Source organism: Hydrogenobaculum acidophilum (assembly GCF_054656715.1).
Genome location: NZ_BAAHXP010000001.1, coordinates 28100 through 44447 on the forward strand (window position 1 = coordinate 28100; position 16348 = coordinate 44447).

The following is a 16348-nucleotide window of genomic DNA, read 5'->3' on the forward strand; positions in this document are numbered from 1 at the left end:
TCTAAGCATCTTCGTAAAAGCCTATATTTAGATAACGCTCTTGTCTTTTGCTGACTATTTCTTCTACGCTGTATTGCAAGATTTCGTTTAGGGCTTTTCGTAAGAAAAATTTTACATTTAAAAACGTAAGCCTATGAGATAGATGGGCTCCACAGTAGGGCTCTGGTATTATACAATCTATAACACCTAGCTCATACAAGTCTTGAGCCGTTATTTTTAAAGATTTTGTGGCCTCCTGAACTTTTGACTGGTCTTTGTAAAGTATAGCTGCACAGCCTTCTGGTGATATCACAGAATACCAAGCGTTCTCAAGCATGAGTATCTTATCTGCCACTGCCAAAGCCAAAGCTCCGCCAGAACCACCTTCTCCAATTATTACAGTTATTATATGGGTTTTTAGGCTTCCCATAAGCTCTATACTGGTGGCTATAGCCTGAGCTTGCCCTCGTTCTTCAGCCCCTATGCCCGGATATGCGCCTGCCGTATCTACAAAAGTTATTACCGGTATTTGAAATTTCTCTGCTAGCTTCATAATCCTTTGAGCTTTTCTATAGCCCTCTGGATGAGCCATGCCAAAGTTTCTATATATCTTGTCTTTGGTATCTCTTCCTTTTTGATGCCCTATAACACACACGCTTTTGTTGTAAAATTTTGCAAATCCAGATACAATTGCCGGGTCATCTCCGTAGCATCTATCTCCGTGAAGCTCTATAAAATCTTTAAAAAGCGCCTTTATATAATCAAGGGTTTGAGGTCTTTCGCTATGTCTTGCTATACTTACTCTATCCCATGGGCTTAAGCTTTTACAAAACTCTTTTGATATTTGTTTTAACTCTTTTTGAAAAGCCCTAAGCTCTTTTTCTACATCTGTTTTGCCTTGTCTGTAAATTATCTTAAGCTGGTCTATCTTGGTTTTTAACTCTTGTATATCCTTTATTGTCATTTTTTGCCCCTTCTGTAGGATTTTTTATAGCCAGTTTGCTTCATGGCGTTTTTAATCCATAAAGACATGGTTTTTGTAGAAACATAAGCATCTTCTGGTATCTCTTGGTTTAACTTTTCAGCAAGAGCCTTGGCAAAGGATATTTGTTTATCGGTGGGTGGGCTTTCGGCACCATCTTTTTCTTCTTTTTTTTCATTGTGCTTTTCTATAAAAGCTTTTACAGTTTCATAGTCCGTTGAATGAGGAGGTTTTATATTTTTCTTTTTGGCCAAAGATTTTGCAAACTCTATCATCTTTTTGGTAGCCATAGGCACTTTGGCCATCTCTACAAACTTAAGCTTGTCTATATTGTCTGATACAAACTCCTTTATGTTGTGCATAAACCTTATATAGCCTTCTTTCGACTTTCTTTCTTTATAAATCCTTTCAAGTTCTTCTTCCCAAGTTGTAGTCATCTCGGGTTTTGAAACATCGCTATCTTTTAGAGATTTTATAAGCTCTTCTCCTTTTAGGGTTGGAAGCAGTGATTTATCTATCCTTGATATGTATTTTCTTTCTAAAAGCGTCTCTATTATGGAAGCCCTTGTGGCCGGTGTACCAAGACCTAGCTTTTCCATAGCTTTAAGGAGTGTGCCTTCCGTATAAAGGGCCGGCGGCTTGGTAAACTTTTGCAAGGCTTCTAGAGATTTCTTATAGACTCTATCATCTGGTTTCAGGCTTTTGATATAGTCAAAATCTATATTTTTTAAGGTTGAGTCTTCATCTTCTTCTAAGAGTCCTTCTTTGTAGGGTTTGTATAAAGAAAGATAGGTTCTTTGATACTCTTCTTTGGTAAGGGTTTCTATATTTATGTTAGACAAAAAGGTAAATTCTCCCAAAAGTGTTTTGATAGTTATTATAGCGTACTCGTAAGGCTCCATAAAAGCTCCTACAAAACGCCTAAACACAAGGCTATATATATTTTTTTCATCAGAAGAAGCGCTTTCTGGTATAGGACCAAAAGGTATGAGAGCATGGTGGTCTGTTAGCTTTGAGCTGTCAAATACTCTTTTGCCTACTTTGTTTATGTTTTTTGATAAAAGCTCAAAAGTCTTTTCGTCCACCAACTTTTTTAGTATATCTTTTACTAGTTTTTTCGTTTCTTCATCTTCCCCTAAGTAGTTTGAATCTGTCCTAGGATAAGAAAGACATTTGTAAGTCTCATACAATTTTTGAGCTATATTTAACGTCCTCATAGAAGAGTATCCATATATTCTATTGGCTTCTCTTTGTAAAGATGTCAGCGAGTGTAAAAGAGGTGGGTTTTCTCTTCTCTTGGTGATTTTTATATCTTTTACAATGGCTTCTTCAATATCTTCAAGCTTTTTCATTATTTGGTTTTTGGATTCTTCTAAAAGCGGTGTAAAATATTTAGCGTTAAAGGATTTCTTTGTTTGATTCTCCTCGTCCTCTTCTAAAGCATCTTTTAATGTCTTATAAGTTTTTTCTTGAATTTTATCCAACAACAAAAATCCACTGTAAGATTTAGATATACTTTTCTTATCTCCAAACACCGCTTTTATCACATAGTACTCTTTTGGTATAAACTCTTTGTTTTCTCTGTATCTATCTACTATTAGCTTGAGGGTAGGGGTTTGAACTCTACCTACAGACCATACACCACCACCAGCTTTTACTGTCATAAGCCTTGTGAGGTTTATACCCACTATCCAATCAGCGTGTGAACGAGCAAGGGCAGAGTAATACAAACTATCAAATAAGGAAGCGTCTTTTAAATTTTCCATCTCCCTTAAGATTACTTCTTTGGTAAGGGCATCAGAAGTCCAAAATCTTTTTACAGACCCCCTAAAATGGTTAAGCATAAGTATAAGCCTTGCTATAAGCTCCCCTTCTCTTCCGGCATCTGTGGCAATCACCACCTCATCTACTTCTTTTAAAAGCTTAGAAATCACTTTAAACTGGTTTGAAGTTTTATCTATAACTTTGTATTTGAAGGTTTCTGGAAGTATGGGTAGCGTTTCCAAGCTCCACTTTCTTGGTGCTATTTCATCATCTATCTCCACCAAATGCCCTATAGCCCAAGTGATGTATAGATTTCTATCTTTACATTCAAAATATCCTTTTTTACTTGCATCTTTGTCTAGACTTTTACATAAAGCAGATGCTATATCTTTTGCTACCGACGGTTTTTCTGCCAATATAAGCCTTTTCATACTCAAGCCAAAAGACTTTCAATACGCTCTTTTAGTATGGTGGTGGTAATTTCTCTTATAATGGCTTTTATGTCTTCTTCTTTTATGGCGGTTTCTATTTCTTTAGTAGCTATATTCATAATTTCATTCCTCATGTTGTTCACTATCTCGTTTACACTGTTTAACATTAGAGTTTTTATATCCTCCGTAGCTATTTGAGATTGTATGGCGTTTTTGGCAAGCTCTTTAAAATCTATGCCAGACAACGACTCTCTTACTGTGCTTCTTATCTCTTCTTTTAATACGTCTACTATTATATCTTTTAAGTGACTTTTTGAAGAATCCATAGCTAAAACCTCCGATATTTTATCTAGTCCTTTTTTTGCTTTCCTTGATGTAATATTGTAATCTGAAATAAGTTTTAAAACTATTGGCTTTAGGGTAGTTTTTACTTCAGTTTTTATGATACCTATCTTTTTCTGAATCGGAATACGACTTATGTCTATAGGAAACATATCGTCCAATATGATAACGACCGGAATATCTGAGCTTTGGTACATACTTATTAACTCTTTTGCAGCGCTAACCCCTTCGGTAGTATCGTATATTATAATATCAGCATTCAGAATCTCTTCTTTGTTGCTGTATTCCGATGAAAATATCTTTATGTAAGCCACATCTTCTAAAGCGTTTTTTATAGTCTCCAAAAGCTCTTTATCCTTTGATACAACAGAGATTTCAATACCAGTATGTACCTCTTGAGTTTTTGTAGAGGATTGGGCTCCGTATTCATTATTAGACGAGATTGGATTATGTTCTTTTGTTATAAGCTCTTTATATTTTTTTAAAAGCTCCGGCAGTACCGATAATTCTCTGTCTCTTGAAATCACTATCTTGCTGGGCATCCTTAGATTGTCTGGGTCTATTGGGAAAAGCTCATCCATAAGTATTATATACTTTGAACTTTTATAGGCTTTTTCAAACAAAGAATTTAAATCATTTTCCGACACTATTCCTGAAACTGCATCATATATTATTATATCTATATCTTTTGGGGCATTTCTTATGGCTTCTTCGCCGTTTTTTACAAAAATGACATTCTCTCCCAAAAGAAGATGCTGCAACTTTTCTATCATTAGCTTATCAAAGGAAGATACCAAAATCTTCATGTTTTGCTCTCCTTGGAGCGTTCTTTAGCATAGCTTAGTATTATATCTATTATTCTTTTTGCTTCCTCTGAGCTTTCCTGAGGTATTATCTTTGCAGTAGCTATAGTAAGCCTTAGAGCTTTTAGCCTCTCTATAAGCTCCTCATCTAAATAATCCACAAAAGTTTTCCTAAGGCTCCACACTATCCACGTGGCAATCGCAAGTCCTATTAAAAACATACCAACAGCTATTGGTGTTCTAAAAAGCTCTGTCATGATATCCCCAAAGCTGCTTATCTTTATACCAACTATTATAGTATCGTTACCTATCTTCTCAGTAGCGCCATGAAACAAATTTTGGTCTATGGGATGGTTTATAAGGTTTGTAGATTTTATAACCCTATTTGGGGTTTTTACCACCACAACCATGTCCTCTCCATAGGGTAGTACTATCTGGTTCGAATTTGATTTTATGCTATAAAGAGCCATAGCCATGTCTTTTGATATGTGCTCTTCCTTTGTATAATAATAATAATCAGATGCTATATAAAAACTCCCCACTATGAAAAATATCGCACAAAACATGGCAAAAAGCGATGTAAAAAGATTCATATTACACCCCACCTATCGTTATATTTTCTACCAATACAGAAGGAGAGCCTACATGACCAAAAAACCTAAAATCGTTTCCCACCAATTTTACCTTTTTCAAAAGCTCTAAAAAGTTTGACGCCACGGTAACGGCTCTTATAGAATATACAGGTTTAGCATTTTTATAAAAAATCCCAGAGGCACCTAGAGAAAAATTACCAGATATAGGATCTGCCATATGAAGTCCCATAAGCTCTGTAATGTAAACACATTCCTCATAAGCGCTAAGAAGAGTATCTAAAGAATTTTCCTTTGGAGCTAAGTAAAAATTATGAACGCCCGTTTGTGGCATGGATTTATAACCAGCTCTTACGCTGTTGGCAGTAGACTCCTGATTTGATTTCTTTGCCGTATACATGTTGTGTAAGAAGGTCTTGAATACACCGTTTTCCACTACAACATTTTTCTGAGTAGGGTTTCCATCCGCATCAAAACGAGAACTTCCAATAGCCCTATTTATAGTCCCGTCATCTACGATGGTTATTTCTTCGCTAGCTATTTGCTCTTGCAATTTATCTTTTAGCATTGTTTTATTCTTTATAAGAGAATCCCCTAAAAATATACTAGAAAAAGCCCTCAACAAGGACACCATGCTATCCGGTGAAAATACAACTGGCAAGGATCTTGTTTCAAAGCTTTTAGGATTTAAAAGACTAATGGTATTTATAGCTATCTCTTTTGATATCAAATCAAAGTCAACATCCTCTAAAAACCTGCTTGCCATATAAGAGCATCCCGATGATGTATCTTGTTTATCCTTTGCTATAGCACACCCCATAACAAAAAAACCGCTCAACGTCTCTTCTACTTTTACTCCGTAAGAGTTTTCCATAATGTATGAGTATGTGGATTCTGTGTAAGATAAGTCTCTCACCAAAGATATACGTGGGTCGTAAGCTTTTATTTTATCCTCCATGTCTATAAGCTTCTTAATCTTTTCTTCTTTAGCCTTTGATAAACCTTCTTTGTCAAATAGTTCTATAGAGTTTTTAGCTTCTTTTTGTTCTTTTAAAAGCTCAAATACATCTTCTTTATCCTGAGAAAGAGCAATATCCATAGCTATCTTTGTACAGTTTTCTATATCTTTTTTTGTGAGTTTTGTAGTATAAGAAAAACCCATTTTGCCATCTTTTATAACCCTTATCCCTAAACCTTGCTCGTTAGAGGCTTCTATTCTATCTACAACCTTATCTTCTATATCTATCTTCATCTTGTTTGATTTGCTAACATATATCTCAAACTCAAAGCCATCTTTGACAACATTTTTTACAATAGCTTTTATATCTTCCATAGTTTTATTATAAACTAATTTTAACAAAAATATAATCAAGATTCTAAAGGTGATTACAAAGTCAACATTTTCATCCAATCTTCATCATCTTGACCTTATATTTAAAATATCAACTTTAAGGAGGTTTGATATGAGAAAAGTAGCAAAAGCAGTTTTAGGAGTTGCCCTTTTATCTGGAGTTGTGTTGGCACAACCAACCACTTCTAAGGAAACCAAATCCCAAGAAAAATTTGAACATGTGAAAGCACGCATCCTTCACATGATTGACAAGAGGATGGACTTCTTACAAAAACACAAGGCCTGCGTAGAAAAAGCCCAAAACTGGAAAGAGCTAAGAGCTTGTAGACCACATAGAAAAATGTGGCATCATCCCATGAAGAAGATGGAGCATAAGCAATAAAGCAATATCAACATGCTACTACAAGTATAGTATGCCATGGTATACAAGTATGCCACGGTTTGGGAGTGCTTTACTCCCCGTGGTATTTATATCATTGATAAATCAAGATAGCTTAATATATTAAAAAAATGGAGGTAAAAAGCATGTATGTTAAACAAGCAGTTAAACATGGCAAATGGCTTAGCTTAGTAGGAGTATCAACTTTGCTTTTCTCCTGTGCACAAACAGGGCAATATAGCTTATCACCGGCTGGTCAACAAGGCGCAGCAGTAGGTGGTATACTTGGTACAACGGCAGGAGTAATGCTAGACCAATCAAACAGATGGCGTGGTGGTGTAATAGGCGGCGTAATGGGAGCTATATTAGGCGGTACGCTTGGTCAGATAGCAAATGAAGCTGCACAACAAGCAGCTACCCAAAATCAGCCAGTACAGTATTCAAATGGGTCTCAAACTGTACAGGCAATACCGCAAGGACAAGCCCAAAACGGCTGCCAGACAGTCACTACTAAATATTATGAACACGGGCATCTTGTAAAAGAAGAAACAAGACAAATATGTCCAAATCAATAACTTTTTAAAGAATAAAGCCATCGACAAGCGGAAGTTTTTCCGCTTTTGTTATGTAATATTTTGATATTTTTTTATCCTCGATAAAACCGATTTAACGTAATCCCAGTTGTTGGCTTTTATACCGTTGTAAGCCTTTATAGCAGTAGGCCAATTACCATACTTTTGAAAATCTCTAGCCAATATAGCCGTACCTACTTCTATGTTGGTTTCAATGTCAAATAGTTGATTTTTATCTTTTATATTAAACTCTTTCATTATATCTAAATTGTGATCGTAATTTACCTGCATTAGTCCTCTATCCGTGGTGCCGTCTTTGTTGTGGTTTACAGAGTAAGGGTTAAAAGACGATTCTTGGTCTATGATGGCATATATAAGCTCTTTTGGAACATGGTATTTCGAAGAAGCCTTATCTACCGCTTGCTCTATTTCATTTTTTAAATCTTTTGGTAAACTATCAAAACTATAACCTACGGCTTTATTTATATCGCCGGTAATAAGGTCTTTTAGATTGTTTTCATGATTAATAGCTTCTTTTGACACAGTTTGATCAGATTGATTTACAGCATCAAAAAATTTAAACATTTCTACCAAGGAAGAGTTATCAGACATAAAACCGTCTTTTGTAAAAGGTATAAACTTTGATTTAGCCTCTTCTGACTTTAATGTATCTTCAAAAGAAGGAGCGTCTTCTTTTATAGTTTTTATTATCTTCTCCTGAGGACCGCCCTTTATAAAGCTTGATAAATCCCATATCCTCATAACATTATTTTATCTCTTTTAAAAACTCTAAAATCTTTTTCTTTTGACCTGGCTCTTCTTCTCCATTTTTATTTACTATATGTAAGGCTTCTAACAAAAGTCTTTTAGCTTCTTTTTGATCCCCTAACATAAGCTTTATCATCCCAAGGTGTTGTATTATCACAGAATCCTTTGGATTTAGCTTATAAGCCTCTTTTTCGTATTGTAAAGCCTTTTCATAATCATGTAAAAGGAAATAACCATAGGCTAAGCTATCAAGATAAGAAGGATTTTTAGGAGATAATTTCACAGCTTTTTTTACATACTCCAACCCTTCTTTTATATCCTTGTTGTAAAGAAGCATCGTATAACCTAAATAATTCAACATTTCAGCATCGTTTGGCTTTAACGCTACTACCTTCTTTAAATCTTTTATTTCATTGTCTATCTGATGGAGCTTATCTTCTATCATAGCCCTTATAAAATAGCTCCTGTAGTCATGGGGATTTAATTTTATAGATTGATCTGCATAAACTTTTGCCATTATATAATGACGATGGCTTGCGGTAATGATGGCTTTAAAGATGTAGAGCTTTGAACTAAGTGGGTTTAACTTAAGGCCTTTTTCTATGTAGGGCATCGCTTCGTTGTATTTACCTTCATCTATCAAAATGCCCGCTATCCTCTCGTAAAGCTTCGGGTTTTTACTATCTATTTTAAGAAGCTTTTTATACACGTCTAAAGCTTTCACAGGCTTATGAGCCGCTTCTAAAGCTAGGCCATAAATGTAAGCTATAGCCTTGTTATTGGGATGGTTTTTGTACAAAGGCTCTAAAACAGATATAGCCTTATTGTATCTCATGCTTTGAAGCAAAGACACTGCGTATTGATATTGATAGTTTGGATTTCCCTTATTTAGCTCCGTAAGTTTTTTAAACACATCAGAGGCTTTGTAGCTAAGCCCAAGCTTGAAGAATAGGTTACCAAGACGTTCTAATACACTTACGTTGGTAGGGTCTTTCTTAAGTATATCTTCGTAAAGTTTTTGTTCTTTTTGATAGTCTCCTTCTTGATCGTATATGTTAGCCAACGTATCTATGGCTTCTTCAAAATTTGGCTTTAGCTCTATAGCTTTTTTCAAATCCTCTATGGCTTTTTCTTTATCTTGCTGAGCAAGTTCTATACGGGCCCTTATATAGTAAAATATGTATTTTTCACTCTCATTTTTAAAAGCCAAAAACTTGTTTAATATATCTTCAGCTTTTTCTATCTGTCCGTCGTGCAAATACGTAGTTATAAGATTGATAGCAAAAAAACTATCCTTTGGGAATCTTTGGATAGCCTCCTCCAATATTTCTTTTGCCTTTTCATGGTTTTTATTCATAGTGTAAAGAGTGTATAAGTCTATGTAAGGTCTTTTGAGTTCTGGATACCTATCTTTATAAAGCTTTGCTACATATATAGCTCCTTCTATATAATGAGCTCTCACATACATACTTATAACATCTTCAAAGACGCTTGGTGTCGGCATTTCTTTTAAAGCCTTTGAACAATAAGGATAGGCTTTTTGAGGATTGTCTATATAATAATGACACATGGCATAATCAAAATATGGATTTGCCAAAGCAACACCACCCATTAGAAGAACCGACAACGCTATTTTCCTAAACATATTAAGCCTCTACTTTAAATATATAAAGGGGATACGATGTATGCCTCAATATCCTAAGCGTTTCAACACCTCCAAATATTCTTTCTAAAAGCTTAGGTCTTTTAGAAGCTATAAAAATGATGTCTGGATTTATCTTGGATGCGACATTTTCTAGCACACTAGCGACGTTTTTGTCATTTATTATTTCATAAGAAAAGCTATAAACCTGTGAAAACCTTTTCTTTATCTCTTCCAACTTTTTTAATTTTGCTTCATTTACGCTTTGTTCAATAGTCTGAGATATATCTTTTGATATTTCTATACTTATACCCTTATCTATATGAATAAGTGTAATATGTGGTTTCAGGCTTTTAAAAGTATCAAATACAAAATCAAGCATCTTATCACATATGCTTGTAAAATCATAAGCTATAAGCAAATTATCAAGCTTTTCTATCTCTTTTGACTTTATTACGATGGAGCTTACTTTTGAATTTTTAACCACATCCTCTGTAGTGCTTCCCACCAGTATTTTTTCTACAAGGTTTTTGCTGTGTCCCCCTAAAAATATGCCGTCCATATTGTTATCTTCGGCTTCTTTTGATATTATTTCAGCAAAAGGCGTATCCACTATCACGTTGTAGGTAGTATTTATAGGCTTAAGATATTCTGCTAAGGCGCTTAACTTTTCCAAAGCTAAATGTTTTGCATTTTCCTCAGCTTTTTGTATGATGTCCATATCTACTATATCTATAGAAAGTCCTTCTGGGTAAGGAAGATATGTAAATGGAGCTATCACGTGAAGAAGTTCCAACTCTGCGTTTAACTTTGTAGCAAATACTTTTGCACTTCTTACTACCAAATTTGTGATATCCGAAAAATCAACGCTTACAAGATACTTCATAGTTAACTCCTACGCTCTTTTGCACCACATCTAAAATCCAATCATGTATAACTCCGTTGGACGCCACCACATCGGTTGAGCTTTTTAACCCATTTGACAAAGAGTAAGTCCCACCAGCTTCTAAAAGCACTATCAAAGCCCCCGCTACATCCCAAGGATGCAGTTCAAACTCCATAAGACCATCAAATATACCTTCTGCCAAAAAACATATATCCACAGCCGCAGCCCCTGGACGCCTCATAGAAGCCGCTTCTATAAAAAGCTCTTTTGATGCTTGTAAATAAGTGTTTAAATCTCTTTTTGAACGAGAGGGAAAGCCATAACATATGTTGCAATGTTTTAGTATATGCCTATTGCTAACTTTTATAGGTTTTCCATTTTTAAAAGCTCCAAAACCCTTTGCAGCAAAATAAAGCTTATCAAAGTAAGGAAGGTACACTGCCCCAGCTATAGGCTCTTCTTCGTAAGCAAGTCCTACAGAACAAGCAAATATTGGAAAACCCATTATATAGTTCTTGGTTCCATCAAGAGGGTCTATATACCACTTGTAAGGACTGTCGTTTATTGAAGCTCCTTCTTCTCCTACTATCTGATGGTCTTTAAAAATAGAATTTATATAATCTACTATTTTTGATTCAGATGTTTTATCCACAAAACTAACAAAATCTTTTTCTGATTTTTCTTCTATATCTGATATCTTAAGACTCCCAAAATACTCTTTTAATACCTCTCCACCTATCAAAGCGGCATTTTTTGCCACATCTAAAAATTTACTTACCTCATCCATCTTAATTTTATTTTATCATGTTTTTAGCTTTTAAAAGCATAAAACTAGAATGTTCCAAAGCCCCAGTAAAAGCGTAAGCTTCCATAAGAGTGTTTGAGGCTGCAAAAACACCGTGGGTTTTTACTATGACTATGCTATGATGTTTAAGAGCCAAAGACAAAGCCTCTTCCAGAACTTTAGAAGAAGATGGCGGATTTACATCTAGAACAGGTGCATCTTTAAAAATAAGCTTTCCTTCGGAGTCTATAGGTTCAACCTTGTTGTAGAAAAACGATGCTAAAACTGTATACTTTGGATGCGTATGAAGTATGGCTTTTTTGTTGGTGTTTACATATATTGCTTTGTGGACAAAAAATTCAGAAGAGGCTTTTGAAGAGACTCCTTTGTTTAAATTTACCTTTACTATATCTTTTTCTGTCAAGTCTCCAAAAAAAGAACCTCTTTTTGTAATATACATATCGCTCTTATAGGTATAGCTTATGTTACCCGCAAAGGCGTTTACAAGGCCTTCTTGGAAGGCAAGTTTTGCTACTTTTATTATTTCATTTTTTATGAAATCCATAAAGAAATCATTATAAGAAACATAAAAACTATACTTATATAACCATTTACAGTAAAGAATGCTTTGTTTAATTTTGACAAGTCGTTTGGTTTTATAAGCTTATGCTCGTAGACCAAAAACCCTGCTATCCCTAAAAGCCCCAAAAGGTAAAAAAATCCAAGTCTATGGTCTATAAAATGAAGCCACAAAAGGCATAAAAACGTCAAAACATGAAAAACTCTTGCCGTGTATATAGCTTTTTCTTTGCCAAGCCAAACTGCTATAGATTTGACATTGTGCTCTATATCAAATTCATAATCTTGAAGAGCGTAAAGCATATCAAACCCACTTACCCAAAACCCCATCGCAAGACCTAAAACTAAAGCCTCTTTTGAGATATGACTGTTTAAAGCTACGTCTACACCTATTGGTATAAGAAAATAAACCAAGCCAAGAAATATATGGGGCATGTAGGTAAATCTTTTTGCCTTTGGGTATATATAAATAGACAAAAGCACCAAAGGAGACAACAAAAATGCAAGTTTATTTAGCAAAAGGCTCACTATCAAAAAAAGATAGGATGTTAGAAATATGATAAGCTTTAGCTCAAGCTCAGATACGGTACCTTTTGCATGGGGCCAATTTTTAGTGCGTGGGTTAAGTTTATCTAAATCCAAATCTGATAGCCTATTCATGGTCATTGCATCTGTTCTTACAAGCACCATGGCAACTATGATGAGTAAAAACTTCCAAAAATCAAAACCATGGCTTAAAAGCAAAAATGCACTTATGCCAAAAGGCAAGGCAAATATTGTATGCTCAAACTTAACAAGCTCTGATATCTCTTTTAAATTGCTCATAATGTTTTATTATATCCTCTGCTATAGTATTTGGGCTTTTAGAAGCATCAAAACGCTGATGTGCCATTTTATAAACACTATACCTTTGATCGTACAAATTTTTTAGTTCTTCCAAAGATTTTTTAAGAAGGGGTCTATTTGGTAAATCTTTACAACGATTGTAAAACTCTTCAAAGGATACATCTAAAAAAGCCACAAAGCCCTCTTTTTTCATGAAATCCATGGCTTCTTTTCTGGCACCAAGCCCACCGCCTGTAGATACTACGACTTTTGGCTTTGAAACATCTTTCAATATCTTTAACTCAAAATCCCTAAAAAACGGTTCTCCTTTCTGAGAGAATATATCCTCTATTTTCATATGGAGGCTATTTTCTATCTCTTTATCTACATCTATAAAGCTAAAAGCCAACCTAGACGATAGTACACTACCTACAGATGTTTTCCCACTACACATAAACCCCACTAAGAAGATAGGAAGGTCCACCTAGAAATCTAAATCTATGTCTTCGTCGTCTATTTCAAAAGTATCTGTGGTAAAGAAAAAACCCCTTATGTTCAAAGCTATATTCTTAAAGTCGTTTAGATAATCTAAAACGCTATCGTAGAAGTTGATTGTATCTTTTAGGTTCCTTATTTGCTCGCCGTCCAATCCTTTCTTTCTCAACATCCTTATAGAGGCTATACGTCCCATCCTTGCTTTGGAATACTTTTCCTGCCATTCAGTCCAAAATTCTTGCTTATGAACTGGGGTCTTGATGACAAAGCTGTCCAATTTGGACAATTCTTCTAACCACTGGAGCTCCAAAGAAGATTTCTTGTTCATATAAATATTATATCATATTAAATATTGAAAACCATAACATTAGGCATAAAAGCTTTAAAGCTTTAAAGCTTTAAAGCTTTAAACAACCCTTACCTACCAATAAAAAACCGCATATCACAGTAAGAAAAGGGACGCTTAAATTAAGGTAGTGCTTATTTATAAGCCTGCTTATTAACCTACCAGTCCATAAACCAGCCAACGACGAAATACCCCAATAAACTATATAATCGTATCTTACATGTGAAAAAGCGTGAAGCAAATAGTACATAGGAAGCCTAATACCTACTATCAAAACAAAATAAAGAGATATGAGATATCTATACTCATCAAACTCTTTTACTATATTTCTTAGATATATGGCGGCTGGTGGACCACCTACACCAACTATGGCCGAAAATATGCCAGACACGATACCCACCAAAAATCCATGTCGCAATTCTATTTTAGCACCTATATTTAAAATTTCTTTTTTAAGAATAGCCAAACTATCAAAAACGCCTATGCTTACGAAAAAAAGCCCAGCTAATATTTCCATATAAGGCGTATTTATAACTTTTAGGATGTTGGTTCCTAAAAATATACCCAAGAAAGACCCTGTCAACAAGTAAAACATCAACTTTACATTTGGTTTGTAGCTTTTAGTAGCAAATAAAATGCTGAGAGGTCCTAAGGCTTGAATAAAAGAGAATGTAAACACTGCGGACTTTATATTCATAACCAAGCTAAGCAGCGTAAGCATAAAAACTCCACCACCAAACCCAGATATACCCTGGACTATCCAGCTTACAAATATCATAAAGCTTGTTAGAAAAAGAAGATTCAACGGACTCTAAAGGCTCCGGGAAAAGCCGTTAAAAGCTTTAAACCCTCTTGAGAGTTGCTTAGCTTAACCCTTACAATGTAAAAACCCTTTTGCTGGGTTACAATTGGCTCAAATCCCAAGGCTTTTGCCTTTGCTATGGCATTTTGTAAAGCTGTTTCAGATTTAAAAGCTCCTATTTGAAACAATAAGCTTTGATTTTTATAAGTGTTTTTATAAGTATTTTGGTGTACTTTTTCCTGACTATTTTTTATTATCTGAGATATAGTCTTAGGGGAAGTTGGTTTTTGAGATATGCTGTGTGTTTGAGGTGGTTTTGGTTTGGCGGGTGGAGCCTGTGTTGTATTTGTAGAAGTTGTATTGGGCTGAGAGGTATTTGTTTGAGGCGCCTGGGAGGTTTGAGGTTGGCTTTGGGTAGGTGGCTGAGTTGGTGTCTCTTGTTGACTAGTAGATGGTTGAGTGGTTGGTAAAGCACTTTGGGCTTGATTTTGCATGGGTGTTGCAGTAACTATGTTTATTTTACCAGTGGATTCTTTCTCATGTTGCCATTGGTTTAGACCTATGTAAAAAAGCGTAAAACCTATAAAAGCTCCCAACGATAAAAGGGCTGTTCTTTTTAACTTCATACAAATATTTTACCATTAAAAAATAAAAAAATTTTATTCTTCAAACTGAGCTAAAAATCTTATATCATTCTCGTAGAAGAGTTTTATATTGCTTATACCGTAATAAAGCATAGCAAGACGTTCTACGCCCATTCCAAAAGCAAAACCAGTGTATAAAGATGGGTCTATATTACAATTTTTCAAAACGTTTGGGTGCACCATACCGCATCCCATAACCTCAAGCCAACCTGATTGCTTGCACACTCTACAACCAGACCCTCCACACATCACGCACTCTATATCCACTTCAAAAGAGGGTTCTGTAAATGGAAAGTAAGAGCTTCTATATCTTGTTTTTAGGCTTTTACTAAAAAATATATTTAAAAATGTGTCCAAAACATATTTTAGATGTCTTAGGTTTATATGCTTATCCACCGCCAGACCTTCCACTTGGAAAAACATGGGTGAATGAGTAGGGTCGTCATCTTTTCTATACACTTTACCAGGCGCCGTGATATATATAGGTGGCTTGTTTGAAAGCATGGTCCTAATTTGGATTGGTGATGTATGAGTCCTAAGGACATAGCCTTCTTTATTTAAGTAAAACGTATCTTGCATATCTCTAGCTGGGTGGTATTTTGGTATGTTGAGCATGTCAAAGTTGTATTCTTCCTTTTCTAACTCTGGTCCTTCTTGCTCCAAAAAGCCCATAGACTTTAGTATGGACAAGATTCTTTCCAACGTTAGACTAATGGGGTGAAGACTTCCTAGCTGCGATGTGATAGGTAAAGTAGGGTCTATAAAATCTTTTGATAGTCTTTTGTTTTCTTCTAAGCTTTTAAAATAAACAAATTTTTCTTTGAATATTTCTTCTACAACATCCTTTATCTCGTTTACAAGACTTCCGTAAGATTTTCTTTCCTCTGGTGGTACATCCTTTATAGCTTTTGAGAGTTCTTTTACAATACCTGTTTTACCTAAATACTTAGCCTTTAACTTTTCCAAATCTTGTAAAGATGAAACGGAAGCTAACTCTTGGTTTAGCTCCCTTAAAATATCATCTTTGTTAGGCAACATGCTGTTTGGCTTTTTCTATAAGCTCTTTAAAAGCCTGGGGGTCTAATATGGCTATTTGTGATAGAGATTTTCTATTTAGATTTATACCAGCCTTCTTAAGACCATTTATAAACTTGCTGTAAGTCATGCCGTTTGCCCTACAAGCTGCATTTATACGAGCTATCCACAGGGCTCTAAATTGTCTTTTGCGTTGGCGTCTATCTCTATACTGATATTTTAAAGCTCTTATTACAGCTTCCTTGGCTTTTCTATAAACTCTACTTTTCTGACCTCTATAGCCCTTTGCCAGCTTTAAGACTTTTTTTCTAAACTTTTTAGAAGAACGTCCTTTTACTCTCATAAAAAC

General features: G+C 35.1%; 19 protein-coding genes. 2 read left to right on the top strand and 17 right to left on the bottom strand.

All coding sequences use genetic code 11. The annotated features are described in order from the left end of the window. Position 1 precedes the first annotated feature (1 nt). The 5 genes from ACYQZV_RS00160 to ACYQZV_RS00180 are packed head-to-tail and all read right to left on the bottom strand — an operon-like array spanning position 2 to position 6224. A complete protein-coding gene (locus ACYQZV_RS00160; RefSeq protein ID WP_459891961.1) occupies positions 2–943 on the bottom strand; it encodes an acetyl-CoA carboxylase carboxyltransferase subunit alpha in 942 nt (313 codons plus the stop codon). Further along, positions 940–3156, bottom strand: coding sequence for a DNA topoisomerase (locus ACYQZV_RS00165; RefSeq protein ID WP_459891963.1), 2217 nt, complete (start codon positions 3154–3156; stop codon positions 940–942). The genes ACYQZV_RS00160 and ACYQZV_RS00165 overlap by 4 nt, the downstream gene beginning before the upstream one ends. Positions 3157–3158: 2 nt before the next feature. After that, the gene (locus ACYQZV_RS00170; protein ID WP_459891965.1) at positions 3159–4304 is read right to left on the bottom strand and encodes a hypothetical protein; all 1146 of its coding nucleotides are present in this window, start codon (positions 4302–4304) and stop codon (positions 3159–3161) included. Then, the gene (locus ACYQZV_RS00175) at positions 4301–4894 is read right to left on the bottom strand and encodes a hypothetical protein (RefSeq protein WP_459891967.1); all 594 of its coding nucleotides are present in this window, start codon (positions 4892–4894) and stop codon (positions 4301–4303) included. The genes ACYQZV_RS00170 and ACYQZV_RS00175 overlap by 4 nt, the downstream gene beginning before the upstream one ends. 1 nt (position 4895) lies before the next feature. Next, on the bottom strand, positions 4896–6224 hold the full coding sequence (locus ACYQZV_RS00180; protein ID WP_459891969.1) for a TldD/PmbA family protein: 1329 nt from the start codon (positions 6222–6224) through the stop codon (positions 4896–4898). Positions 6225–6354: 130 nt separating this feature from the next. Here ACYQZV_RS00180 and ACYQZV_RS00185 point away from each other — a divergent pair, with 130 nt between their 5' ends. Beyond that, positions 6355–6624 (top strand): hypothetical protein, encoded by a 270-nt coding sequence (locus ACYQZV_RS00185; RefSeq protein WP_459891971.1) that lies wholly within the window; start codon positions 6355–6357, stop codon positions 6622–6624. Positions 6625–6752: 128 nt separating this feature from the next. Continuing rightward, on the top strand, positions 6753–7196 hold the full coding sequence (locus ACYQZV_RS00190; protein ID WP_459891973.1) for a glycine zipper 2TM domain-containing protein: 444 nt from the start codon (positions 6753–6755) through the stop codon (positions 7194–7196). Positions 7197–7244: 48 nt separating this feature from the next. On the opposite strand, the gene ACYQZV_RS00195 is transcribed toward ACYQZV_RS00190, so the two are convergent. The 12 genes from ACYQZV_RS00195 to rplT form a co-directional block, all read right to left on the bottom strand. Then, positions 7245–7955, bottom strand: coding sequence for a lytic transglycosylase domain-containing protein (locus ACYQZV_RS00195; protein ID WP_459891975.1), 711 nt, complete (start codon positions 7953–7955; stop codon positions 7245–7247). Between the two features lie 4 nt (positions 7956–7959). Then, positions 7960–9606: a tetratricopeptide repeat protein gene (locus ACYQZV_RS00200; RefSeq protein ID WP_459891977.1), complete on the bottom strand. Its 1647-nt coding sequence runs from the start codon at positions 9604–9606 to the stop codon at positions 7960–7962. A gap of 1 nt (position 9607) precedes the next feature. Further along, a complete protein-coding gene (locus ACYQZV_RS00205; RefSeq protein WP_459891979.1) occupies positions 9608–10489 on the bottom strand; it encodes a universal stress protein in 882 nt (293 codons plus the stop codon). After that, positions 10467–11276 (bottom strand): inositol monophosphatase family protein, encoded by an 810-nt coding sequence (locus ACYQZV_RS00210; protein ID WP_459891981.1) that lies wholly within the window; start codon positions 11274–11276, stop codon positions 10467–10469. Before ACYQZV_RS00210 ends, ACYQZV_RS00205 begins: the two co-directional genes overlap by 23 nt. 7 nt (positions 11277–11283) lie before the next feature. Next, a complete protein-coding gene (locus tag ACYQZV_RS00215; protein WP_459891983.1) occupies positions 11284–11838 on the bottom strand; it encodes a class II aldolase/adducin family protein in 555 nt (184 codons plus the stop codon). Further along, positions 11826–12677 (bottom strand): UbiA-like polyprenyltransferase, encoded by an 852-nt coding sequence (locus ACYQZV_RS00220; protein ID WP_459891985.1) that lies wholly within the window; start codon positions 12675–12677, stop codon positions 11826–11828. Before ACYQZV_RS00220 ends, ACYQZV_RS00215 begins: the two co-directional genes overlap by 13 nt. Beyond that, positions 12643–13131: a shikimate kinase gene (locus tag ACYQZV_RS00225; protein WP_459891986.1), complete on the bottom strand. Its 489-nt coding sequence runs from the start codon at positions 13129–13131 to the stop codon at positions 12643–12645. Before ACYQZV_RS00225 ends, ACYQZV_RS00220 begins: the two co-directional genes overlap by 35 nt. 30 nt (positions 13132–13161) lie before the next feature. Further along, a complete protein-coding gene (locus tag ACYQZV_RS00230) occupies positions 13162–13500 on the bottom strand; it encodes a hypothetical protein (RefSeq protein ID WP_459891988.1) in 339 nt (112 codons plus the stop codon). A 70-nt stretch (positions 13501–13570) separates the two neighbouring features. Beyond that, entirely contained in the window at positions 13571–14296 is a 726-nt protein-coding gene (locus ACYQZV_RS00235; protein ID WP_459891990.1) for a sulfite exporter TauE/SafE family protein, read from the bottom strand. A 23-nt stretch (positions 14297–14319) separates the two neighbouring features. Next, a complete protein-coding gene (locus ACYQZV_RS00240) occupies positions 14320–14946 on the bottom strand; it encodes an SPOR domain-containing protein (protein ID WP_459891992.1) in 627 nt (208 codons plus the stop codon). A 33-nt stretch (positions 14947–14979) separates the two neighbouring features. Continuing rightward, a complete protein-coding gene (pheS, locus tag ACYQZV_RS00245) occupies positions 14980–16002 on the bottom strand; it encodes a phenylalanine--tRNA ligase subunit alpha (protein ID WP_459891994.1) in 1023 nt (340 codons plus the stop codon). Further along, positions 15992–16342 (bottom strand): 50S ribosomal protein L20, encoded by a 351-nt coding sequence (rplT, locus tag ACYQZV_RS00250; RefSeq protein WP_015419630.1) that lies wholly within the window; start codon positions 16340–16342, stop codon positions 15992–15994. Before rplT ends, pheS begins: the two co-directional genes overlap by 11 nt. Positions 16343–16348: the final 6 nt, after the last annotated feature.

Excerpts from the sequence above, each read along its gene's own strand:
- ACYQZV_RS00160 (WP_459891961.1), bottom strand. The coding sequence starts at position 943 with ATGACAATAAAGGATATACAAGAGTTAAAAACCAAGATAGACCAGCTT.
- ACYQZV_RS00165 (WP_459891963.1), bottom strand. The coding sequence starts at position 3,156 with ATGAAAAGGCTTATATTGGCAGAAAAACCGTCGGTAGCAAAAGATATA.
- ACYQZV_RS00170 (WP_459891965.1), bottom strand. The coding sequence starts at position 4,304 with ATGAAGATTTTGGTATCTTCCTTTGATAAGCTAATGATAGAAAAGTTG.
- ACYQZV_RS00175 (WP_459891967.1), bottom strand. The coding sequence starts at position 4,894 with ATGAATCTTTTTACATCGCTTTTTGCCATGTTTTGTGCGATATTTTTC.
- ACYQZV_RS00180 (WP_459891969.1), bottom strand. The coding sequence starts at position 6,224 with ATGGAAGATATAAAAGCTATTGTAAAAAATGTTGTCAAAGATGGCTTT.
- ACYQZV_RS00185 (WP_459891971.1), top strand. The coding sequence starts at position 6,355 with ATGAGAAAAGTAGCAAAAGCAGTTTTAGGAGTTGCCCTTTTATCTGGA.
- ACYQZV_RS00190 (WP_459891973.1), top strand. The coding sequence starts at position 6,753 with ATGGAGGTAAAAAGCATGTATGTTAAACAAGCAGTTAAACATGGCAAA.
- ACYQZV_RS00195 (WP_459891975.1), bottom strand. The coding sequence starts at position 7,955 with ATGAGGATATGGGATTTATCAAGCTTTATAAAGGGCGGTCCTCAGGAG.
- ACYQZV_RS00200 (WP_459891977.1), bottom strand. The coding sequence starts at position 9,606 with ATGTTTAGGAAAATAGCGTTGTCGGTTCTTCTAATGGGTGGTGTTGCT.
- ACYQZV_RS00205 (WP_459891979.1), bottom strand. The coding sequence starts at position 10,489 with ATGAAGTATCTTGTAAGCGTTGATTTTTCGGATATCACAAATTTGGTA.
- ACYQZV_RS00210 (WP_459891981.1), bottom strand. The coding sequence starts at position 11,276 with ATGGATGAGGTAAGTAAATTTTTAGATGTGGCAAAAAATGCCGCTTTG.
- ACYQZV_RS00215 (WP_459891983.1), bottom strand. The coding sequence starts at position 11,838 with ATGGATTTCATAAAAAATGAAATAATAAAAGTAGCAAAACTTGCCTTC.
- ACYQZV_RS00220 (WP_459891985.1), bottom strand. The coding sequence starts at position 12,677 with ATGAGCAATTTAAAAGAGATATCAGAGCTTGTTAAGTTTGAGCATACA.
- ACYQZV_RS00225 (WP_459891986.1), bottom strand. The coding sequence starts at position 13,131 with ATGTGTAGTGGGAAAACATCTGTAGGTAGTGTACTATCGTCTAGGTTG.
- ACYQZV_RS00230 (WP_459891988.1), bottom strand. The coding sequence starts at position 13,500 with ATGAACAAGAAATCTTCTTTGGAGCTCCAGTGGTTAGAAGAATTGTCC.
- ACYQZV_RS00235 (WP_459891990.1), bottom strand. The coding sequence starts at position 14,296 with ATGATATTTGTAAGCTGGATAGTCCAGGGTATATCTGGGTTTGGTGGT.
- ACYQZV_RS00240 (WP_459891992.1), bottom strand. The coding sequence starts at position 14,946 with ATGAAGTTAAAAAGAACAGCCCTTTTATCGTTGGGAGCTTTTATAGGT.
- pheS (WP_459891994.1), bottom strand. The coding sequence starts at position 16,002 with ATGTTGCCTAACAAAGATGATATTTTAAGGGAGCTAAACCAAGAGTTA.
- rplT (WP_015419630.1), bottom strand. The coding sequence starts at position 16,342 with ATGAGAGTAAAAGGACGTTCTTCTAAAAAGTTTAGAAAAAAAGTCTTA.